Annotated in this window: 21 protein-coding genes; 7 read left to right on the top strand and 14 right to left on the bottom strand. The window is 33.0% G+C overall.

Features of this window, described 5'->3' with window-relative positions; genetic code table 11:
* Positions 1–26: 26 nt before the first annotated feature.
* Genes SHI72_RS02325 through SHI72_RS02315 form a run of 3 tightly spaced genes read right to left on the bottom strand, consistent with a single transcriptional unit; the run spans position 27 to position 3667 of the window.
* Entirely contained in the window at positions 27–1970 is a 1944-nt protein-coding gene (locus SHI72_RS02325; RefSeq protein WP_323488920.1) for an LTA synthase family protein, read from the bottom strand.
* Positions 1971–2026: 56 nt separating this feature from the next.
* Positions 2027–2254, bottom strand: a complete 228-nt coding sequence (locus tag SHI72_RS02320) for a hypothetical protein (protein WP_039111261.1) — start codon at positions 2252–2254, stop codon at positions 2027–2029.
* A 27-nt stretch (positions 2255–2281) separates the two neighbouring features.
* Entirely contained in the window at positions 2282–3667 is a 1386-nt protein-coding gene (locus tag SHI72_RS02315; RefSeq protein ID WP_039117674.1) for an MATE family efflux transporter, read from the bottom strand.
* A 194-nt stretch (positions 3668–3861) separates the two neighbouring features.
* On the opposite strand from SHI72_RS02315, the gene SHI72_RS02310 reads away from it, so the two are divergent.
* Entirely contained in the window at positions 3862–4374 is a 513-nt protein-coding gene (locus tag SHI72_RS02310) for a hypothetical protein (RefSeq protein WP_323488919.1), read from the top strand.
* Positions 4375–4546: 172 nt separating this feature from the next.
* A complete protein-coding gene (locus tag SHI72_RS02305) occupies positions 4547–5482 on the top strand; it encodes a DUF6268 family outer membrane beta-barrel protein (protein ID WP_323488918.1) in 936 nt (311 codons plus the stop codon).
* 2 nt (positions 5483–5484) lie between these two features.
* On the opposite strand, the gene SHI72_RS02300 is transcribed toward SHI72_RS02305, so the two are convergent.
* From SHI72_RS02300 to SHI72_RS02275, 6 genes are all read right to left on the bottom strand, one after another.
* Positions 5485–6198 carry a LytR/AlgR family response regulator transcription factor gene (locus SHI72_RS02300; protein WP_039117672.1) on the bottom strand — a complete coding sequence of 238 codons (714 nt, stop codon included), beginning with the start codon at positions 6196–6198 and terminating at the stop codon, positions 5485–5487.
* 233 nt (positions 6199–6431) lie between these two features.
* On the bottom strand, positions 6432–7484 hold the full coding sequence (locus tag SHI72_RS02295) for a sensor histidine kinase (RefSeq protein WP_323488917.1): 1053 nt from the start codon (positions 7482–7484) through the stop codon (positions 6432–6434).
* 122 nt (positions 7485–7606) lie between these two features.
* On the bottom strand, positions 7607–8203 hold the full coding sequence (locus SHI72_RS02290; RefSeq protein WP_086894303.1) for a porin family protein: 597 nt from the start codon (positions 8201–8203) through the stop codon (positions 7607–7609).
* Positions 8204–8411: 208 nt separating this feature from the next.
* Positions 8412–10193, bottom strand: coding sequence for a cytochrome-c peroxidase (locus SHI72_RS02285; RefSeq protein ID WP_323488916.1), 1782 nt, complete (start codon positions 10191–10193; stop codon positions 8412–8414).
* Positions 10194–10288: 95 nt separating this feature from the next.
* Positions 10289–11746, bottom strand: coding sequence for a hypothetical protein (locus SHI72_RS02280; RefSeq protein ID WP_117590098.1), 1458 nt, complete (start codon positions 11744–11746; stop codon positions 10289–10291).
* Positions 11747–11943: 197 nt separating this feature from the next.
* Positions 11944–12825 (bottom strand): PPK2 family polyphosphate kinase, encoded by an 882-nt coding sequence (locus SHI72_RS02275; protein ID WP_039117668.1) that lies wholly within the window; start codon positions 12823–12825, stop codon positions 11944–11946.
* A 232-nt stretch (positions 12826–13057) separates the two neighbouring features.
* Here SHI72_RS02275 and SHI72_RS02270 point away from each other — a divergent pair, with 232 nt between their 5' ends.
* The 3 genes from SHI72_RS02270 to SHI72_RS02260 are packed head-to-tail and all read left to right on the top strand — an operon-like array spanning position 13058 to position 15004.
* The gene (locus tag SHI72_RS02270; protein ID WP_039117667.1) at positions 13058–13540 is read left to right on the top strand and encodes a hypothetical protein; all 483 of its coding nucleotides are present in this window, start codon (positions 13058–13060) and stop codon (positions 13538–13540) included.
* Between the two features lie 41 nt (positions 13541–13581).
* Positions 13582–14415 carry a DUF6929 family protein gene (locus SHI72_RS02265; protein WP_039117666.1) on the top strand — a complete coding sequence of 278 codons (834 nt, stop codon included), beginning with the start codon at positions 13582–13584 and terminating at the stop codon, positions 14413–14415.
* A gap of 1 nt (position 14416) precedes the next feature.
* Positions 14417–15004 carry a phospholipid scramblase-related protein gene (locus SHI72_RS02260; protein WP_039117665.1) on the top strand — a complete coding sequence of 196 codons (588 nt, stop codon included), beginning with the start codon at positions 14417–14419 and terminating at the stop codon, positions 15002–15004.
* Between the two features lie 121 nt (positions 15005–15125).
* Here SHI72_RS02260 and SHI72_RS02255 read toward each other — a convergent pair whose 3' ends face one another.
* Positions 15126–15971, bottom strand: a complete 846-nt coding sequence (locus SHI72_RS02255) for a L,D-transpeptidase (RefSeq protein ID WP_323488915.1) — start codon at positions 15969–15971, stop codon at positions 15126–15128.
* 442 nt (positions 15972–16413) lie between these two features.
* On the opposite strand from SHI72_RS02255, the gene SHI72_RS02250 reads away from it, so the two are divergent.
* Positions 16414–17130, top strand: coding sequence for a 3-ketoacyl-ACP reductase (locus SHI72_RS02250; protein WP_323488914.1), 717 nt, complete (start codon positions 16414–16416; stop codon positions 17128–17130).
* Between the two features lie 179 nt (positions 17131–17309).
* On the opposite strand, the gene mtaB is transcribed toward SHI72_RS02250, so the two are convergent.
* A complete protein-coding gene (gene mtaB, locus SHI72_RS02245) occupies positions 17310–18644 on the bottom strand; it encodes a tRNA (N(6)-L-threonylcarbamoyladenosine(37)-C(2))-methylthiotransferase MtaB (protein ID WP_323488913.1) in 1335 nt (444 codons plus the stop codon).
* 642 nt (positions 18645–19286) lie between these two features.
* Between mtaB and SHI72_RS02240 the strand changes: the two genes are divergently transcribed.
* Positions 19287–19805 carry a hypothetical protein gene (locus SHI72_RS02240; protein WP_039111285.1) on the top strand — a complete coding sequence of 173 codons (519 nt, stop codon included), beginning with the start codon at positions 19287–19289 and terminating at the stop codon, positions 19803–19805.
* Positions 19806–19943: 138 nt separating this feature from the next.
* Here the strand turns inward: SHI72_RS02240 and SHI72_RS02235 are convergent, their stop codons facing one another.
* The 3 genes from SHI72_RS02235 to SHI72_RS02225 all read right to left on the bottom strand — a co-directional run bounded on the left by SHI72_RS02235 (position 19944) and on the right by SHI72_RS02225 (position 21625).
* Positions 19944–20471 carry a GNAT family N-acetyltransferase gene (locus SHI72_RS02235; protein WP_323488912.1) on the bottom strand — a complete coding sequence of 176 codons (528 nt, stop codon included), beginning with the start codon at positions 20469–20471 and terminating at the stop codon, positions 19944–19946.
* Positions 20471–21274 (bottom strand): Cof-type HAD-IIB family hydrolase, encoded by an 804-nt coding sequence (locus tag SHI72_RS02230; RefSeq protein WP_323488911.1) that lies wholly within the window; start codon positions 21272–21274, stop codon positions 20471–20473. The genes SHI72_RS02235 and SHI72_RS02230 overlap by 1 nt, the downstream gene beginning before the upstream one ends.
* Positions 21275–21406: 132 nt before the next feature.
* Positions 21407–21625, bottom strand: coding sequence for a putative signal transducing protein (locus SHI72_RS02225; RefSeq protein ID WP_035622589.1), 219 nt, complete (start codon positions 21623–21625; stop codon positions 21407–21409).
* Positions 21626–21627: the final 2 nt, after the last annotated feature.

Genomic DNA, 21627 nt, shown 5'->3' with positions numbered 1-21627 from the left:
ACCTTTGCTACTTTGTGGCTTTGAACCTATTTCTTCTTAATATCTCTTAGTTTATACTTATTCTCTTTATATAAGTTCCCTGCAGTTACGACATGTGCCAAAGCATCTTTTGCAAGTTCTTCGTCTAGCTTAACAGGAACTAAAGTAGTGTCGTTTTTAATTTCAAACTGCAATGGTTTTAAATTTGGTTGCATGATTACCACCTTATTATCTACTCTAAATGCGTTGATATCGTTAAACTGCATAATCGACCTTCCTTTTACATCTGGTCCTATTTTAGTTAGATTTCTTCCTATCATCGGTGTTTCAAACTGTGAACCTATATAACTTAATAATGTAGGAGGAATATCAATCTGGCTAGCCAATTTATCATATGCTTTACCTTTAGGAACTCCTGGCCCCATGATTAAAGCTGGAATATGAAACTTGTTTATTGGCACTAAATTTTTTCCGTATGTTCTTGTGTTGTGATCTGCAATTACGATAAAGATAGTATTCTTAAAATACGCTTCTTTTTTAGCCATTTCGAAGAATTTTCCAATCGAAAAATCGGCATATTTCATTGCGTTATTAACCGTTGCAGCTTTCTTATCGTATGGTTTAATTCTTCCTTCCGGATACTCGAATGGTTCGTGATTAGAAGTAGAAAACATTAATGAGAAAAAAGGTTTGTCTCCTTTGGCTTTAAAGTAGTTATTTGCTTTTACAACCAAGTCTTCATCCGAATATCCCCAAGTTCCTTTAAATGCATATTTATGTCCATCGGAATCAAAATCTTCCTGATCTACAATATCCTGAAATCCATTTCCGTTAAAAAAGGAAGCCATATTATCAAAATTGGCCATACCTCCATAAATAAAACTCGTTTCGTATCCTTTTCTTTTTAAAGCATCTGCCAAAGTAAAAAATCCTTGTTGTGAGTTTCCTAATTTCACTACACTTTCTGAAGGCGAAGGCAGGAATCCTGTAACAACAGCTTCGATTCCGCGTACGCTACGTGTACCTGTACAATATAAGTTGGTAAAAAGTAATCCCTCTTTAGAAAGTTTATCAAACTCTGGAGTTAATGGTTTGCCACCTAAAATCCCAACATACTCTGCTCCCAGACTTTCTTGTAAAAATATAACCAAATTATAAGGTCTTTTTAAAAGTGTATCTGGGTTTTGAATATGAAGAAACGGAATTTTCGGATCGGTAAAATCAGCAGGATTTACTGTCATGTATTTTTTTACACGAGCAATTGCTTCTGCTTCTTCCATTTTGCCATACATCTTAGTATTTCCTTCATTCTTGATAGAATAAGCTGCAAAAGCAACTGTGTAAAATGAATTTAATCCTAAACAGTTTGTTAACTGATCTGTAGAAAAAACGGCATTACTTGCATTTATTGGTCGCTTTGAAGTAAGACTTGAACGTGCTCCAAAAAACAACAGAAAAGCTACAAATGGAAACGCAATTAATTTGATTTTATAATTGGCTGGATGTGTATGAAAGTATTTCTTCCCTTTTTTGAAAGCAAAATATATTACAACTCCTAAAATTAAGAAGGTTACGATTATAGAAACCAAATAACTTTTAAGAAGCATTCCTACTACTTCTCTTGGGTATATTAAATAATCTAAAAAGATTTTGTTCGGACGTGTATCGTATTGTTTTACAAAATCTGGCGTTGCTAATTCTACAAAAAGAATCAGAAACAGAAATAGGAAACTATAAAATACCAAAAATTTGTTTGTGAATTTGATGCAGTTATTAGGCAAAAAAGTCACTAATAATGCTGGTAGAAATGACATATAGCATAGCAATATCAAATCCATTCGCAAACCTATCGGGAATATGTACCAATAATCCTGAGTCTCAACTACTCGCTCCTTAAATAAAAAAAATAAAAATATTCGACTTAATGTAGTTATCAGTAATCCAATTGCTATAAAATTAAATATAGGTTTTAAAAAAGCGAATTTTTTCATTTAATAAGGAATTTCTAAAGTGTTGAAAAAAATATTTTAAATTAAATTGTGAGCGTTTATTCTTCGTAACGTTTTATCTCACGATCATAAAACTCATTGGCAAGAACAATTAATCCTTCCATTTCGGCATTCAATTCGCCTTCGTCAAGATCTTCAGCTTCTTCCATAAATTCAACCTCATCATCTTTTAAATTGATGATAAACCTTGGGTAATCAAGATGTATAATGAAGATATCTTCTGGGAAATCAGTATTGTCGCCGAGCAAAAATTTAGGTAATTCCATTTTTATTTTAGATTTTATGTGTCAAATTTAAGAATTTGAAACTGAATTATTGATTAATTTTTTTGTGAGGTAATGAAAACGAATATACAAAAATATAGCTGCTGCTGTTAGTCCGGCCAAAAGACCTATCCAAACACCTTCTGCTTTTAACTCTGTGTATTCGGCTAAATAGTATGAAATAGGAAATCCTATAATCCAATAAGCTACAAATGTAATATACATAGGTACTTTTACATCTTGCAATCCGCGTAAAGCACCTAAAACAACAACCTGAATTCCGTCAGAAATTTGGAAAACTGCTGCTATTAAAAGTAATTTTGATGCAATCCCTATTACTTCGTTATTGTCTAAAAGTTGTCCTCCGTTTTCCATATTCAAAAAGATATGCGGTAAGAAATCGTGGAAAGCTATAAATAGAATAGCAAAAACAGTTTCGATTATAATTGCTAGTAAAAAGATGGAACGTGCTACTACAACTAGGTTTTTAAAATCATTTAATCCTCGCTGATTACTAACTCTAATCATCGAAGTAACGCTTAAACCCATGGCAAACATAAAGGTCATCGAAGCTAAACTTAAAGCAATTTGGTTTGCTGCCTGGCTAGTTTTACCAATATTACCACAAAGCCAGATTGATGCTGTAAACAACACTACTTCGAAAAGCATTTGCATCGCTGAAGGAAATCCTATGCTTATAATTTTTTTAATAGTTTCTTTTTTGATTTCTGAAAAGCTAAAATTCTGAAAATGGTGCTTTAATTCTTCTCTCCTAGATATCATAATATGCATGAACATTACTAAGAATATCCTTGAAATTACTGTTCCAAGTGCTGCTCCAACAATTCCCATTTTAGGAAAAATCCAGATACCATATATCAATAGATAATTTATTCCTACGTGTAATACATTTGCCATCACCATAGCATACATAGAATATTTTGTAAGCGAAAGTCCATCAGCAAATTGCTTATATCCCTGATACATTATTAAAGGAATCAATGAAAAAGCTACCCAATCAAGATACGGTTTTGCAAGTGCAATTACATCGGCTGGTTGCTCTAGTAATTCCATTATTGGCTTTGCCAAAACAATTACTCCAAAAAGCATTAATCCTAAAATAGTACACAAGAATAATCCGTGATGAAATGCGTTGCGAATTTTTTTGTCATTCTTCTCTGCATCTCCTTCGGCAACTATAGGAGTAATTGCTGTCGAAAACCCGATTCCTAATGACATTGCAATAAAAATCATACTGTTTCCTAATGAAACGGCTGCCAGTTCTGTGCTTCCTAGTTTTCCAACCATAATATTATCGACAATACCTATAAGGGTATGCCCTACCATTCCTAGTATTATGGGGTATGCTAATTTTAAATTATAAGAAAATTCTTTTGTATATTGAGAAAAGTTCACTCTATATTTTTTTAAGTCTGCAAAGATAATTAGAACCTTTCAATTCTTTCTCTATTATTCAATTTATAACCCTATTTATTATTCATTTTATCAGGAACCTCAATATTATATAATAAAAGCTAATAATTATATAACATGCTCCTTGTACCCAAAATATACTTTTACATCATTAATAAACTAAAACATCTGATACTATGAAAAAGGGATTCAACTTAAAAATGCTATTAATTGCAGTTTTTGCAATTATATACACATCTGCAACGGCACAAAGCACCGAAATAAAAAACTATGACCAAGGTTTCCGTTTAGGTTTTGGTTTAAATGGTGGTATTCCAACAAATAAAGTATATAGCTGGTCGTTGGGTGGAGATGTTAGGTTACAGTATGATTTGTCTATGAAAACATCATTAACCTTAACAACAGGTTTTACTAATTTGTTTGTTAACAAACAGGATCTAAAAGACATAGGATTCATTCCTGCAAAAGCTGGTTTTAAAGCCTTTGTTTGGGAAGATCAATTTTATGTATTAGGAGAAGTTGGTGCTGGTTTTGCAGTGACAAACGGAAACAATGACACCACTTTTTTATGGGCTCCAGGAATTGGGTATGCTAATAAATATGTTGACATAAGTGTGCGATATGAAGATTACACAAAATTTAATACCAATCAGGTTGCATTGCGATTGGCATACGGGTTTAGATTGTAAACCAAAATATAAAACATTCATAAAAAGCCTTTCGAAAGAGAGGCTTTTTTAGTTATATACAATTTGACATACATCATATTTTACCATTGGTCAACAGATAATAACCATTAGTCAAACGTTTTTTTAGGATTGGAGAGGAACATGGTACTTCGTGGAAAATTTAATTTAAATCATGAAAAAATCTGTTTTTTACCTATCACTACTGTTCTTATTTCTATTGATTTCCGTTTCGGTAAGAGCACAATCTGGCATATCTGGAGAAGCCAAAATTGATTACGTTCCGTTTTCTAATTATGTTCGCCCAATAGACAGTTCTAAAACTGATGCACAGAGCAATTTTAAAAGAGCTCAAATTGCTCTGGAAGTTCCCATTTCTTTTAAAATGGACAAATATAATAACCCAAGATTATGGTCGATTGGGGTTCAGGGAGCTTATGCTAAAATGGAAAATAAAAATTATGACATCCCTTCTCTCCCAGAAGCATTACCAAATGGATTTCCTACAGAGATTTTAAATGCACAAATCGGAGTCAAGCACTTACGATCAATTTCTCAATCATGGTCTTTATTAGCAATGGCTTCGGTAGGTATTTATACCGATATGGAAGAAATTAATAAAGATGATGTGTTGATTCAAGGAGGTATTCTTTTCATTAAACAATTCAATCCAAATTTAGCACTTGGTTTAGGGCCTGTCCTTACTAATAGTTTTGGTGTTCCGATGGTACTTCCTGGAATTTATTTTAATTGGGAATCACGAGGTGCTTTTCACTTTAAAGTAAACTTTCCAGAAGGAGTGGAAATAGGCTACCGAATGAATGACAATTTTGACCTAAAAGCTGTTTTGGAGTTAGGCGGAATGACTGCAGAAACCAACGTAGGCGGCAAATCGATATTGTTAGGATATCAACAAATTATTGCTGGTATTAAACCACAAGTAAAATTGGGCAAGCACTGGACATTTGAACCTACAATAGGATCAACTCTCGTTCGTTCGTTCTCGACCAATAACCGAAAAATAAAAGATATATTTAAAGAAAAAGACCTTGCTGATCCTAGATTTACAACCACTTTTTATGGAGCTGTAGCTCTTAAATGGAAATTTTAAAATTATCGGCTTAACAAATTCTTATACACTACCTCTTTCAACAATGCTTCGCGGCGTGTTCTTGAAATAGGTAGTTCTTGTCCTTTTATAAACAAACGTCCGCCAGAAACAGAATCGATGTGCGTAATATTTACCAAAAAAGATTTATGAATCCTAAAGAAAATTTCAGCTGGAAGTGTTTCTTCTAATGAAATCATGGTTTGATGAATTACAAGAACCTTATCTTTAAAGTGAAGCTTAGCATAGTTTTGCATTCCTTCTATATATAAAATATCTACCCAGGAAATCTTTTGGAATCCTTCTTCCTGGCGTACATAAAGATATGGATCTAGTTGTGATTGTTTAGGAGAACCAATCATTTGATGCCATTGTTTCGCTTTTAGAGAAGCTTGATAAAACCGCTGGAATGCTATAGGTTTTAGCAAATAATCGACCACTTGTAAACGGTATCCATCCAGAGCATGCTCCGAATAAGCTGTGGTAAAAATAACCAACGGCGGATTGTCCAAAGACTCCAAGAATTCTAATCCTGAGAGATAAGGCATATTAATATCCAAAAACAACAAGTCTACCTGTTTTTCCTGAATGTACGAAGTGGCCTCTAGTGCCGAAGCACATGTACCTATTACTTCCAAAAAATCTATCTTAGAAATAAAATCTACAATTCCATTTCTAGCTATAGGCTCGTCATCGATTACAAGGCATTTCATAGTCATATCTTATATGTTTTTTAAATCTGATTCTTAGTACTTTAAAGTTAACCGCAAATTTTTAAGCTGCGTAACTTATGCAAAAAAATTAACCGCAAAGAGTACAAAGGTTTTCGCAAAGTTCGCAAAGCTCGTTCAACACAAAGCTTTGCTCCCGAAGCCTCGGGATTGCGTTTTTATAAAACCATCAGTATGTAAAAACTTTGCGCCCTTTGCGGTAAAAACCTACTTGATGTTTATTACTTTAAATCCAAAACAACCTCAACTGTAAAATCCGAATCGGTTTTATTTATTTTTAATTCATGTCGATTTGGGTATTGTATTGCCAGTCTTTTACGTACGTTTTCAAGTCCCAATCCCTGACTTTTGGATGGGATTTTATATTGCTCTGTATAGGAGTTTTCTATTTTAAAAACCAATTGCTTATTCATTTGTTCGCAAGATAAATGCACATATCCTTTTTGGTTTGGCAATCTCGAAACGTGTTTAAAAGCATTTTCTATTAAAGGAACCAAAAGCAATGGTACAATCTGTAGTTGTCCGTCTTCGATATTCCAATTAGTCTTTACATCTAGCTCATCTCCCCATCGGGTTTTTTCGACCGAAACCAAATCTTTTAGATACTTGATTTCGAGATATAACGCAACATATTCTTTATTACATTCATACAATTGATATCGTAAAATATCCGAAAACTGTATCAACAAATCCGAAGCTAATTTCACATTGCTTTGCATCAAAATATGAATGTGATTAAGCACATTAAACATTAGGTGCGGATTAATTTGATCCTGTAAAATCTTTATCTGTGCCTCCAAATGCACTTGTTGCAATTGCGCATGATTTTTTTCGATAACATTATGTTCCTGATAAAATCGAATACCACAAGCTGTACCATTAATTAAAATCGCTGCTGGAACGCTGCCACAAAACCTTGCCCACAAAAAATGAAGCGTAGTCATATTAACCTCATCAGGATATAATCTTGCTCTAAAAGACACATCCGAAAAAGCTGTATATATTAATGCCAAACACAAAGACAAAAGCAAAACTATAAACAACCCTTGCATTGCAAATAGGCGCATTTTATTTTTACGCAACGCATTAGGAAGTAAAACATCACTGAGGAAATGTGCCAAAATAATGGAACATAACAAAATCAAAACAACTTGGTAAGTAGCGGGAATAATATCATAATCTTCAATCATTTGCGCCCAAATAGTCGTACCTAGTATACACCAAAAAAAGACTATAAAAATCCAATGGTATTTATCTTTGTTTTTTATTTTCATCTAAAAAAGAATAAGTAATATGAGAAAATTAGTATTCAAAAGTAACTCGATATTTCTAAAAAGAGCAGCAAAGTACCGAAAAGATTCTTTGCTGCTGCTTCTGAGTTAACTATAAAAAGAGGTTATAAAATAAAATATCCGATACTTACATTAAAGGAACTTACTTTGGAGTCAAAGTCTTTGCTTATATTATTTAAGCCGCCTTGATAAGTAAAATCAAGCGTAAACTTCCACATCTCTACTCCTGCTCCAACCTGATATCCGATATTCGACTTATCAAATTTCTTGTATGAATCTTTCAGTTGGTTTAATGATGTAATATTATCATCGATAACATAAGAGTAAACTCCTCCTCCAAAAACTCTCACATTAAGAGCGTCAAGATTTACTACTTTATAACCAATAACCAAGGGAACCTCAATACTTTTCCATTTTACATTTCGTGACCCCATTAAAGAAGTCTCAATTTTAGAAGATTTCTCACTATATAAGATTTCATTTTGAATATAAAACCTTCCTATATCAAATCGTGCCATTGCACCACCAAAATAACCTGATGCATATTTAGAACTAAAGCCATCCGAAACTGGCAATTCTGAATAATTTGCTCCACCTTTTATCCCAATATGAATCGGTAACGGAGATTGAGCATTTGCTTTGCTAGAAATTAAACCTAATAAGAAAAGAGTAGTCAACAATACTAATTTGTAAATTTTCATGATAATAGTTTTTATTAATTTGATGCAAAGGAGCATAAACTATAATCTCTATTAAAATTAGTTTGATGAACGGCATTACTCTTTTGACCAACGGACAGAAAACATTTTTTTTTAACCACAAATTAGCACAAGTTGTTTTTTCTCTAGCTCCATCATCTATCCACCTAGCATCATGCTTCTTTCATCTTACTTCTTGCTTCTTCCAATCTTACTTCTTACTCACCAAATACCTCTCATCCGTCAACGTCTTCATAAAGGCAATTAATTGTTTTTTTTCTTTTTCGGTTAAATTTAGTTTGTCTTCGGGTAATGTTTGGTTAGGAAGGTCAAATCCTAAACCTATACCGCCACCATCATTATAAAAATCGACAACTTCTTCGAGTGTATTATAAACCCCATTATGCATATAAGGAGCTGTAAGTTCTATGTTTCTTATTGTAGGTGTCTTAAACGAAAACTTATGAATGGCTGCTTGCGTTAATACAAACTTCCCTAAATCACCATCAAGCGTTTTATTTTTATTTGGCACCCCCAATACTTCACTTTCTGACTTGTCAAAATTTGGAGGAACTGTTCCATTTGTAAGCGGAATAAAATGACACGTAGCGCATTTGGCTTTGCCAGCAAATAAATTAAAACCTGCTTTTTCATCTGCTGTAAATGTTGCTTTATTTTGCATATACCTGTCAAACTTAGAATCGTAATGACTCAAAGAACGAATGTAAGACCCTAAAGCATTTTTTATTTCGAATTCATTTATTTCACCTTTCGGAAATGCCTTTTTAAACTCCTTTACATAGTTTGGATTTTTCTTAATCGCCAATGCAGATTTCTCTAAAGAACCATGCATTTCATTTTCATTTTTTATAACAGCAACTGCCTGATCTTCTAGATACCCCACTCGGGAATCAGAGAAAAACACACGCTGAAATGCAATATTAGCCAATGTTGGTGTATTACGTTGAATCATCGATTTTCCGTCTAGCGAAACTGCTCGTTCCAAACTATCTGTAAATGCTTTCTCTTCATGATGGCACGAAGCACAAGAGCGCGTATTGTTTCCGGATAAAATTGGGTCGTTAAATAACTTTTTCCCTAATACAATTTTTTCTGGTGTTGTTTTATAATCTGGAAATCCCGAAAATGCTTCCGCATCAAATGCGTCCTTATCAAATATAGTTTGTGCCGTTGGTTTTAAACCTCTAGATTCAGTCATAAACGGAATCCCTAGTTCTGTTTGAGTTTTATAAAGTCCTCTACTCAACGGATTCGCAATTTCTCTGATAAAAAATGCGCGATCAAACGTATTAAAATTAGTATTTGCTTTTAAGTATTTCTTTCCTTTTTCAAAGATATCAAGAACCTCTTTAGCATTCGAAACCTTCTTATCCTGTATAAAAACACGGTAGTATTTTTCGATAGTTTCTAAAGAAACCAGTGCTTCGGGAATGGAGTTAAAAACAACAGGCGAATCAAATCCTGTTATTCCTAAAGTAACAATACGATACACCTGTAATCGCATACCGTCAAAAACATGCGCATCGGTTAATTCATTTGTACTCGAAACTTTTTCTAAGCGAGTTAAATTAGCTGCAAGAACACCCAGTTCCTGAACCAATTCTTTTTTGCTTTCTTTATTGTATCTCGGAAAAACTAACTCTTCGATAACCTGAAACCCTTCGGGTGGAACCGTTATTTTATCATTTTCTTCAAACTCACTTATCGCAGGACCATTAATCGCTTTAGAAACCGTTGGCGAGTAATATTCGCTTATCATTTCGACTTTCTTATAGCTTTGGTGCGCTTCTAGAAATTGTCTCTGAATTTGTGCTTCGGTCGAATCCGATTGAACCGAATATTTAAGCTTATCAACTTTTTGAATTAATAAAGTAATATCAGCTTTAAACAATTCATTTACTTCCTGATGTTTGTTTTTTTTCTGACAAGCAACTAATGCTATTACGAACAACAAACAATATATTTTTTTCATGATTTAATAACGATTAAAAGAGGAATATTCAGAAAAACAGAAACCACTACCTCAATTAGAAGTAGTGGATAGCTGTTTTATAATTACTTAAAAAATTATCTCGCTAAACCTTTAAGTACTAAGATTTGACTTGCTTGTTTTTCGTTAGGGCGATTTGTTCCACCATCAACGCCTTTATATTTATCACCAGTCCAAGTATGTGGCTGTACACTCAACATAAAAGTATCTTCGATACCAACTTGCTCCGAAATATCGATTAAAGCACCATATTCCCAATCTCCAAAGTTAGACATTCCACCTACGTTATATTTAGCAGCATCAGCTTGCGTACGACGGTGATCTAACTCAACTACAACTTTTAAATCTTTAGTTGCAATGTTGTATTGATAGATGTAAGCATCATGTGTTTCGTCTCCGTAACCATTAGCATCTTCCTGAACGTACACAAAGTTTTTAGTTACACAAATGTTATCAGGGTTTTGAAATTTACCAGCAATTCCAGTACGGTTATCACCATCAAGAACAACCTCAAGAGTACCTTTTAATGGATCAGCAGCATCAAGATTTAATCTATAAACTCTACCATATTTAGTTCTAGAAGCATCAGCATTAGTTCCAGTAGTATTTTGTCCAGTTACGTTAAAATACAATTCACGGTCAGCAGTACCACCACCTTTACGGTAATCTAAATCCTCAACACGACCAAATTTAATTGCTTTTAATGTATTTACAGATGCATTAATTTGAGCACCAGTAAGTGTAGTATGATTATCAATTTTCACAAAAGAAACAGGATATGATTTACTAACCTCCATATCTTTCTCTCTTTGGTTATCATCATTTCTTTTTAACATGTATAAAGAACCACTTGATAATTCACCCACAGTATTCGATACATACATAAAAACCTGACCTCCATAAGTTCCAGAGTCATCATCGCCAATTACAACAACCGTTTTACCTTTGTAAGCAGAAGAACGTAAAGGCAAAGCATTTTCGGCACTTAAACGACCAAAACCTACCAATTCCTTAGATACTGAAGCTGAACCTGCACTTCCGTTAGGATCCAATGCATGTGTACGAGATTCCTCTCCAGACTCTCCACAAGTTAAATAAACAGGACCAAAACCATGCTCAGCTGGCGTAGCCATTGTAGCACCACATAATCTCCAAGTTCCTCCGCTAGAGTTTAACAAATATTCCCCTTTAGTAGGTTTAAATGTTTTGTCCAACGTAATTCTAGAAACTGCAAAGTTATCTTCGTTGTTTACCAAAAAAGTAAAAGTTCCATCCGTATTTCTTAACAAACCAGAACCATCAGCAGAACCTCCAAAAACAAACTTAGGACTATCTGGGAAAACATCATCAGAACCAAAAAGAGAGTAAATCTTTAAGCTTTCAAAACCTGCCTTAGCTTTTAATAAACTTGGCGTAACCGAATGGTCTTTTAATACAACACTAGATGTTGCTACTTCCTCTTGATCTTTAGAATCGTTGTTACACGATGTAATCAATGAGCCTAGAATAATTAGGGGTAAAATAATTCTTTTCATTTTAGTTTTAAGTTGGTTTATATTTTTTTGGCAAAGTAAGCCCCCACTCTTTAACTAAAAATGATTTAGATATTATCAAAAAAACAAAAGTCACGTCAAAATCACCAAATAAACACTAAATTAATTAACATTAAATTAGTAATACAAAACATTCATAAACTTACAGTAACATCAAACCAAAAAAAAGAGCCTTATTTCTAAGACTCGTTTTCTAATTGTTGTTTATACATCTTGATATTATCTTTTATTGCTTCTGGCAATTCTGGTTCTTTAATATCTGCATGTTTTTGCATTACTTCCCAAATAATTCTGGCTACAATATAACGAGCCATTTCTTTATCATCAGCAGGAACTACATACCATGGCGCATCTTTGGTCGAAGTTTTATTTATCGCTTCCTCATAATATTGCTGATATTCATCCCAATGTCCGCGTTCCTTCAAATCCGACACAGAAAATTTCCAATTGTGTTTTTCTTTCTCCAATCGTCGCAATAATCTTTGGCGTTGTTCCTCTTTACTCAAATGCAAGTAAAACTTAAGAACAATAGTTCCGTTTTGAGTAATATGTTTCTCAAAATTATTAATTTGCTCAATCCTGTCCTTCCAGAAATCCTCCGGAATATCCTCTACCTTCTCGATTCCAGGCAAATTCTCATTTAATATAAATTCAGGATGCACACGAGTTACCAAAATATTCTCGTAATGTGTACGGTTAAAAATCGCATATTTCCCTTTTTCGGGCAAAGCCAGATAATGTCTCCATAAATAATCATGCTCTAACTCCGCCGAAGTAGGCGTTTTAAAACTATGAACCACAACCCCACGCGGATTAAACTCCTTAAAAACCTCACGAATCAAACTATCCTTTCCCGAAGTATCCATTCCTTGCAAACAAATCAAAACGCCATACCTATTATGTGCATACATCACATCTTGCAGTTTACTCAATTTAGCTTGAACCTTATCCAGCTTTACCTCCTTTTCCTTTTCATCAGCATCTATATCCAGTAAAGTCGGGATTTTTGATAATTTTATTTTATCAACAACTTTAAAATTTTTTGGGTCAATTGATTTCATATTTCATCATTTTAATTAAAGTAAATATACTATTTTTGGTCAGCTTTTTCCCGCTTTGCATTACAATACTTTTCAGTAAATTGCTTTTTTCTAATAAAGTAACAGGAGCTTCCGCTGGTCGCTCTGTTTCTTCAAGAAAAAATAACAATTTCCTCTCAAAGTATTTTCATTATAATCGGGGCTAAAAACATCTACATTCAAAAACAACAATCATTAAACTATTCCATAAATAATGAAAAAAACAATTACTATACTTTTTCTTTTATTTATAAATCAGATATTCAGTCAGACCGAAAACAAATATTCTAAAGAAGAAATCTATAGCGAAATTTATGGCAAATGTTTCAAAAACTTACCACCTATCAAAGAAATAGAAAATATGCCCACTTTACAAAAAATGCCCTTTTGTAGCCTAGTTGAGTGTCTCGTTTTGACAGAATACGTAAGAAATGAAAAAGACATTCAGGAAGCAATTCTCAAAAGAACCGTCGAAATTACAGCCTTACTTTATAACGAAGGAACTCCTGTATATTTAACAAATGGCATGGACAGTTCCTATAAAGCTGATGAGGATAATCAAGATGTAACTGATGATAATAATTTAATTTATATAAGTATTGCCGAATGTACCTCATCAGAGTCTTTACAGAAATTTAAAAAAACTGTCAATCAAGAAACTTCAAGGCTAATTAGCAATAAACAGAAGCAGAAATAAAAGACTAAAATAAATAAAAGCATATTTTAAAAACAACAATCATGGAAAAATTCACACTCGAAATCCTATTCCAAATCATCGGGATTGGTTCAGCATCAGGACTTATATATCAAGACAATTCATTATTTATAATTGGTGACAATAGTGGTTACTTATACGAATACAACATCGATAATTCCGATTTAAAAAAACACGAAATAATTGCAAATCCAACCGAGAATATTGCAAAAAATCTAAAACCCGATTTCGAATCTATTACGCATCACAACGATACCGTATATATTTTTGGTTCAGGCTCAACCGACCAAAGAAACAAAATGGTCGAATTCGATTTAAAAAACAAAACCAAAATTGCTACAAACAACTTAACCGATTTTTATGCCGTAATGCAAAATTTCTCAGGTATAAAACCCGAGGATTTTAATCTGGAAGGAGCTATTTTCGATGGTGAAAATTGGTACTTATTCAATCGTGGAAACGGAAAAACCAATAAAAATGCCATATTTACCATACACGCCAAAAATCTAGGCGAAGAATTCAGCCTTATTTCAGTAGACTATAAACTCCCTAAAATAAAAGGAGTTCGCAGCAGTTTTACCGATGCCATCCTTGTCGATAATAAAATTTACTTTTTGGCTACAGCCGAAGACACAAAATCAACCTATGCCGATGGAGAGATATTAGGCAGTTTTATAGGGCAAATCGATTTAAAAACCATGAAAATCGACTACACTAAAAAAATCAGTACAACCAACAAATTCGAAGGCCTTACCTTATATAAAAAATCAAACAATACAATCGAGTTTTTACTTTGCGAAGACAATGACACTGAGCTTTTAGAAACTAAGATTTACAAATTAACCCTAAACAATTAAAATGAACCCTATTTTAAATCAAAACCTTTTTCTAGTAAAAGAACACGTCGGGATGTTCAAAGCTGCTAATAACTATGACATTTACAATCCCGAAAACAATGAACTAATAATGAATTGCCGAGAAAAAAATCTAGGCTTTTTTACCAAAGTATTACGTTTTACAGATTTTAAAAGAGCAACTCCTTTCGACATCGAAATTGCATCGCCAACTGGAGAAAAAATAATTAATGTAAAACGGGGCGTAGCAATTTTCCGTTCTACAGTAGAAGTATTCGACGAGAAAGAACGTTTAATTGGAACATTCAAACAAAAATTACTTTCTATTGGAGGAAAATTTCAAATTTTAGACAAAAACGAAAGACTAGTTTGTACACTACAAGGAAAATGGACTGGTTGGGATTTTAAATTCACCAAAGACACTAAAATATTTGGACAAGTAAATAAGAAATGGGCAGGAATGGGGAAAGAATTCTTTACCAGTGCCGATAATTATGTACTACAAATAGATAATTCAGTAGCACAAGACGATAGCGTAAGACAACTTATTCTTGCAGCAGTAATGTGTATCGATATGGTATTAAAAGAATAAATTAGATTCTTAAAGATTTAGTTAGCCACAAATTAATTTGATAGCAAATAGGCGGTACTAAAATATAATACTTAGAAAAAGCCATGAATTACTCCGATAAAAGGAATTCATGGCTTTTATATTATTTGTTATTCTGATACGCTTCTCTATTCTTCTGTTCTGTCAGAATCTTGTCTAAGAAAGGTGTTGCTTCTTTTTCTATTTCTTCTTTCGAAATTTCCAAAGCCAGCGGATCTTTAACTAATTGTAGCCAAGGTTTCTTTCCGTCAAAATCATAAGACCCAAAAACAATTACTGGAGTTCCTTTAACCTTTACATTCTCTTTATCTGCCAATACCCATTGATTAGCCCAATCATAAAGATACCGAGCATCTTTTTCCTGAAGCCTTAAGCAAGAATGAGAAGCTGGATATCCTGGCAAAGCATATTGATGAAAACCAACACCTTTCTTGTTTTCTATATTAAAATTCCAGCGTAACTCCCACTCATCGTTAAAAGTACTAGTCGTTTTTTCGGCTTTCCAATTGGTATAAAAAAGTCCCGTTGGAGTTGGATCTTTTTTTCTTCCCATATTAGTCTGTCCTGTATAAACCAATTGTCCTTTCTCGTAAGCAGCAAATGTTTGCGATGGATACGAAAAGAAGATTATCTTATCAACATCCCTCAAATACGGAACTGTCAGCGGAAACGGAAGATAGTTCTCTACCTTTTCATTTAAATCCGATGGAACTATAATAGAATCCATTTTTGCAAAATTTGCTTTGTCAGTTCGGTTAACAGCTGCAAGAATACCTAGCTGTGCATCATTTGTAGTATTGGCCTTCAACCAATCTTTTCTATTCTCGATATGATAAGAAATCGCCGTTGGCTTTTTGCGTATTTCTATTTCTTTAATCTCTGGAGTCTCATTCTTTTTACAAGAAAAGGACAGAATTGCTATAGTTAAAATAAGAAGTATCTTTTTCATAATAAATGTGTTTATTACAAATTTGACTTTTTAAATAGAAAAAAGCATTACATAATTTTCTGCATTTGTTTCTTTATTTAAAGATAACTATAAAACATATAATAGAAACATCGATTTTATTCTCTTAAAAAAAGACATTTCACTTATTTAAAAACACAAAGCCAACTATGCGAAAGAAATGTATTTCTTTTTGCATTCTTTTTTTACATAAAATCTATGTTTCTATGTGTTAAATAAAATTTTCATGCAATACACTCAACGCATATATAGCAATAAAACTTAACACACTTTAAAATAAAAAGCGAAAACGTAATAGTAGAAATCCAGTTAATTTTATATTAAGAATCCCTATTAAAAGCCACTTCCAAAGTTGAAAATAAGTATTTTTGTATGACAAACGATTCAAACAAATCGTACTTTACAGTACATTAAAATAACTAATATGAGTAATCTAAAAAATAAAAATGCCCTAATTACTGGTGCTGGAAAAGGAATAGGAAAAGCTGTTGCAATTGCTTTAGCAAAAGAAGGTGTAAATGTAATTTTATTGGCAAGAACTCAAGCTGATATTGATGCTGTTGCTACCGAAATAAATGCTTTTGGAGTAAAATCCTTAGCAATAACTGCCGATGTAGCAGACATTAATTCTGTAAACAAAGCAATAGAAAAAGCAATAGCCGAGTTTAAAACCATCGATATTTTAATTAATAATGCTGGAATTGCTGCTTTTGGTAATTTCTTAGAATTAGAACCTGCAGCTTGGGAAAGAATCATCCAAGTAAACTTAATGGGAACATATTATGTAACCCGTGCCGTTTTACCAAATATGATTGAAAACCAAGTAGGAGACATCATCAATATTTCATCGACTGCAGGATTAAACGGAAATGCATTAACAAGTGCTTATAGCGCTTCTAAATTTGCAGTTCTAGGACTAACAGATTCTTTAATGCAAGAAATGAGAAAACACAATATTCGAGTTACAGCTTTAACACCAAGTACTGTAGCAACCGATATGGCTAAAGAATTAAAACTTACAGATGGTAATCCTGAAAAAGTAATGCAATCTGAGGATATCGCAGAACTAATCATTGCTCAACTTAAATTAAACCGTAGAGTTTTTATAAAAAACAGCAGTATTTGGTCTACAAATCCTTAATCAGACCTAACAATTATATACAACAAAACCCCTTGCAAAAGGGGTTTTATTATTTTATAGAATTTCTATTTTCGTTTATATAAATTTCGACTCCGCTCAATTAGACAAATAAGTTACAATTCATACTTCTAGAATCTCGTAAATCTTGCCTCTTGCTTCTCCTCAGTCTTTTCTCTCTTTTAAGCTTCCGCTAATTTATTTACAAACTCTAATCGCACACTACCATCTTCATCAATCGTAGTCAGATTTATTTCATGTAGCGTATTTACTAATTCAGGATTCCAAGGCGTTTTTACTTTTACGTAATTCTCGGTAAATCCATGAATGTATCCTTCTTTGTTTTCACTTTCAAAAAGCACCGTTTTATTAGCTCCTAATTGACTTTCGTAAAAAGCACGACGTTTTTTAACCGATAATCCGCGTAACATTTTGCTACGTTTTGAGCGCACATTTGCAGGAACAACTCCAGCCATATTTACAGCCTCAGTATTATCACGTTCAGAATAAGTAAAAACGTGTAAATAAGATATATCCATTTCGTTTAAGAAATGATAAGTCTCAAGGAAATGCTCATCTGTTTCTCCAGGAAACCCAACAATTACATCGACACCTATACAAGCATGCGGCATAACTTCACGAATTTTATTCACTCGTTCCGTATATACTTCACGAAGGTAACGACGCTTCATTAATTTTAAAATATCATTACTTCCCGATTGCAACGGAATATGAAAATGAGGAACAAAAGTTCTGCTTTTAGATACAAATTCAATTGTTTCATTCTTAAGTAAGTTTGGTTCAATCGAAGAGATTCTCAAACGCTCAATTCCTTCTACTTTATCCAAAGCCTGAACTAAATCCAGAAAAGTATGTTCGTGTTTTTTATTTCCGAATTCTCCTTTTCCGTAATCACCAATATTAACTCCAGTCAGAACAATTTCTTTGATATTTTGAGATGATATTTCTTTGGCATTTTGCAATACGTTTTCCAAAGCATCACTACGAGAAATTCCTCTTGCAAGTGGGATTGTGCAATAAGTACATTTGTAATCGCAACCATCTTGTACTTTTAAGAAAGCACGGGTTCTATCACCAATCGAGTAACTTCCTACATAAAAATCAGCTTCAGATATTTCGCAAGAATGCACTTCGCCCATATCGTTTTTGCTCAAATCATTGATATAATCCGTGATTTTAAACTTCTCGGTTGCTCCCAGAACCAAATCAACACCATCTACCGATGCTAATTCTTCGGGTTTAAGCTGCGCATAACAACCTAAAGCAGCAACAAACGCTTTATCGTTAAGTTTCATCGCCTTTTTTACAACCTGCTTAAACTGCTTATCGGCATTATCAGTAACCGAACAGGTGTTGATTACATATATATCAGCAACATCTTCAAAATCGACACGATCGAAACCTTCATCCTGAAAATTTCTAGCAATTGTAGATGTTTCTGAAAAATTCAGTTTACATCCAAGCGTATAAAAAGCAACTTTTTTTCTATTTTCCATGGCAATAAACTACGTTTTAAGTAGTATTTATTATAATTTATCTCTTTTCAAAAGAGTTTGCAAATTTACGTACAATATTCTTCAAAACGAAATCAATAATTGGCTATATATCAATATTTTGCCATGTACCAACATTTACTTCCTTCAAAAAATACTTAAAAACCAATACTGATTTTACTTTTAACCAAAAACAGAACCTAAATTTTATAAAAAACAGAATAAAAGTGTCATTTTGACTCAATGAAACCTCAATTAAGAAAAAAAACTGCAAAATGAAGTCCCAAAAAGAACATAAAAAGTTTTTAAACTACAGACAAATCTTATTTTTACCCATCTTAAATACTTTTTTTAGCATTATTATCTATAAATAAAATTCTCTCAATTAAATGGATATTAACAAGATGCGGGCTTTTTTAAAAAATGAATTAAAAAACTAAAGTTTTCCTATTATACGCTTTGTTCGCGTAAATATTCGCCTTAAATTCACACCACGAAAAATGTGGTAAAAACAATACTATTTAACAACAATTGGCGTTAACTATTTTTCATAAAGTTGTTGCAATTCTTTATTGAACACAAAAACATAAATGGGCAAGCCGAAAACCATATAGAGTAGGTATTTAAATTAATTTAAAAAATAAAATGAAAGCATTTTTCCCCACAATCTTATTAATGCTATTAACTATTTTTGGAGCACAGGCACAAACTGCTAGTACAACTACAAATCCGTTTCCTACTATTGCTACACTTACTTCTTGGGCGAGTTATAATTCTCAATCAAAATTTGATATCGAAATCCGTAGTATCGGATTTAAATTTGAAGTAAAATCTGTTGAAGAAGGTTCTACTGCTTTTACCTACATCAGAAAAGTAACTGTAAACGACATTTCTTATACTGACAGAATCGTTTATAGAATTGCAAATGGTAATACAGCAAGTATCATATCATTAGTAACTGCTTCGACTGATTTAGTGTCGTTATACACACCACAATTGTCTACATACAAAAGCAACAACTGTAAAACCGAAATGTCTAAAGATAAAAATACAACTTGTACTTGTTACGAGAATGCTAATTACTCTATTGATGTTTGCGACGAACGTGTAAAACTTACAATGGGAGATGGAAATAAATATTTTATTTCTGTAGCAAAAAAATAAGTTCTATAAAAAATATCGTTATCATATAACGAACTCAATCACCCAAATCTTTACATACCAAAATTCGGTAACAACTTTACCTACATTTTGTTACTGCGTTAAAAACAATAGTTTGTAAAAATTTGGGTGTATTTTAAACTAAAGATTAGGATTTTTTAGTTCATACCAAACTTCCTCATCGCCATCAAGCATAAAGGAATTTGTATACTGCAGTCCAAGCTTTTCAAGAATACTTCTCGAACCACTATTTCCTGCATCTGCGTAAGCATAAATTGCGTCAACTTTCATTTCATTAAAAGCATAATCTATAAAAGCTTTTCCAGCTTCAGTAGCATATCCTTTACCCCAATATTCCTCAATAAAACGATATCCTATTTCGTAGAAATTCTGGTGATTATTGATCATATCAGTAATAAACTTTATTCCAGACCAACCAATAAAAGTATTGGTTTCCTTAAGAACTACTGCCCAACGCCCTGTCCCATTATCCTGATATTGTTGCAAAACATTTTTAATATAAGCGCGACTTTCGTCAATATGGGTAACGGGTTTATTCCCTACATATCTATGCACATTTGGGTTAGAATCTAGCTTAAACATTCCCTCATCATCTGTAGTGAGGAATTCTCTTAGTAATAATCGTTCTGTTTCAATTGAAGTTTTCATTAATTTAAGATATATCGTTGCACCACTTCGGCAACACCGTGATTATTATTTGATGCTACAATAACATCTGCTCTATCTCTTAATTCGGGCGTAACATTATCTACCCAAACTCCTAAACCTGCATATTCTATCATCGACAAATCATTACCTGCATTTCCTACAGCAATGATTTCGCTTTGATGAATATCTAATTTTGCTGCCAAAAGCTTTAAACTTGCCGCTTTATCGATTCCGTTTTGAGCTACTTCCAGGAAAAAGGGTTTAGACATTGCTACACTTAAGTGAGGCATTGCTGCTTTTAAATCAGCCTCAAGTCCTTTTAAATAACTTGGTTCTTCGAGCAAAATACATTTTACAGCAGCGGTATTAACAGCTTCCTTAAAACTTGCTACCTTATGGTGTTTTAAACCAGTAATAGTCTTTTCTATTTCAATAAATTCCGAATCAGTTTCACTGATGATCTCATTATTTAAATAGGTAATAATATGCGTTTTGTTCTTTAAACTGTAATCGTACAATTCGTGAATTTGTTCTTTTGACAAAGTTTGTTCAAAAAGAATTTCATCATCTTTTACATTACTAATAACAGCTCCGTTAAACGAAATCATATAGGAATGATTTAAATCTAATTCCAGTTCTTTTGCAAAAGCAGTCATCGCCGAAGTTGGTCTGCCAGAAGCCAAAACTACATAAACTCCCATCGCCTGAGCTTTAAGAAGCATTTCTTTATTTATATCCGAAATTTTATGGTCATCGGTCAACAAGGTATCATCCATGTCTAAAACCAGCATTTTATATTGCATTTTTTTTAGTTTTCAGTAGTAGATTCAGTCTTCAGTTTTCAGTTACAGTTTTCAGTACTTACTGAAACTAAAAACTGTGACTTTAAGTTCACTGTGATTACTGAGACTGTAAACTGAGCCTAATTACTTAAATTAAAGACTCATTCTAAAGTCTTCGATAATAGGATTTGCTTTTGCAAAATCTGTCTCTTGAATAAATACCTCAACAGCCAAATCTGTATTACCAAAACCACCTAAACGAGCCGATTGGATATTGTTTTTAATTACTGTATCTACTTGCGCCTCTTCTAATTTTTGTTGTAAAGCTTGCGCTAAAATCTCACTTCCCGAAAACACTTTCATTAGTCCCATAT

The sequence above is a fragment of the Flavobacterium sp. PL02 genome (assembly GCF_035013205.1).
In the GTDB taxonomy this organism is placed as follows: Bacteria; Bacteroidota; Bacteroidia; order Flavobacteriales; family Flavobacteriaceae; genus Flavobacterium.
The sequence above is the reverse complement of the archived record's forward strand: the minus strand, read 5'-3'. Positions and strand labels throughout refer to the sequence as shown.

Coding starts and splice junctions, on each gene's coding strand:
- SHI72_RS02325 (WP_323488920.1), bottom strand. CDS start 1,970: ATGAAAAAATTCGCTTTTTTAAAACCTATATTTAATTTTATAGCAATT.
- SHI72_RS02320 (WP_039111261.1), bottom strand. CDS start 2,254: ATGGAATTACCTAAATTTTTGCTCGGCGACAATACTGATTTCCCAGAA.
- SHI72_RS02310 (WP_323488919.1), top strand. CDS start 3,862: ATGAAAAAGGGATTCAACTTAAAAATGCTATTAATTGCAGTTTTTGCA.
- SHI72_RS02305 (WP_323488918.1), top strand. CDS start 4,547: ATGAAAAAATCTGTTTTTTACCTATCACTACTGTTCTTATTTCTATTG.
- SHI72_RS02300 (WP_039117672.1), bottom strand. CDS start 6,198: ATGACTATGAAATGCCTTGTAATCGATGACGAGCCTATAGCTAGAAAT.
- SHI72_RS02295 (WP_323488917.1), bottom strand. CDS start 7,484: ATGAAAATAAAAAACAAAGATAAATACCATTGGATTTTTATAGTCTTT.
- SHI72_RS02290 (WP_086894303.1), bottom strand. CDS start 8,203: ATGAAAATTTACAAATTAGTATTGTTGACTACTCTTTTCTTATTAGGT.
- SHI72_RS02285 (WP_323488916.1), bottom strand. CDS start 10,193: ATGAAAAAAATATATTGTTTGTTGTTCGTAATAGCATTAGTTGCTTGT.
- SHI72_RS02280 (WP_117590098.1), bottom strand. CDS start 11,746: ATGAAAAGAATTATTTTACCCCTAATTATTCTAGGCTCATTGATTACA.
- SHI72_RS02275 (WP_039117668.1), bottom strand. CDS start 12,825: ATGAAATCAATTGACCCAAAAAATTTTAAAGTTGTTGATAAAATAAAA.
- SHI72_RS02270 (WP_039117667.1), top strand. CDS start 13,058: ATGAAAAAAACAATTACTATACTTTTTCTTTTATTTATAAATCAGATA.
- SHI72_RS02265 (WP_039117666.1), top strand. CDS start 13,582: ATGGAAAAATTCACACTCGAAATCCTATTCCAAATCATCGGGATTGGT.
- SHI72_RS02260 (WP_039117665.1), top strand. CDS start 14,417: ATGAACCCTATTTTAAATCAAAACCTTTTTCTAGTAAAAGAACACGTC.
- SHI72_RS02255 (WP_323488915.1), bottom strand. CDS start 15,971: ATGAAAAAGATACTTCTTATTTTAACTATAGCAATTCTGTCCTTTTCT.
- SHI72_RS02250 (WP_323488914.1), top strand. CDS start 16,414: ATGAGTAATCTAAAAAATAAAAATGCCCTAATTACTGGTGCTGGAAAA.
- mtaB (WP_323488913.1), bottom strand. CDS start 18,644: ATGGAAAATAGAAAAAAAGTTGCTTTTTATACGCTTGGATGTAAACTG.
- SHI72_RS02240 (WP_039111285.1), top strand. CDS start 19,287: ATGAAAGCATTTTTCCCCACAATCTTATTAATGCTATTAACTATTTTT.
- SHI72_RS02235 (WP_323488912.1), bottom strand. CDS start 20,471: ATGAAAACTTCAATTGAAACAGAACGATTATTACTAAGAGAATTCCTC.
- SHI72_RS02230 (WP_323488911.1), bottom strand. CDS start 21,274: ATGCAATATAAAATGCTGGTTTTAGACATGGATGATACCTTGTTGACC.
- SHI72_RS02225 (WP_035622589.1), bottom strand. CDS start 21,625: ATGGGACTAATGAAAGTGTTTTCGGGAAGTGAGATTTTAGCGCAAGCT.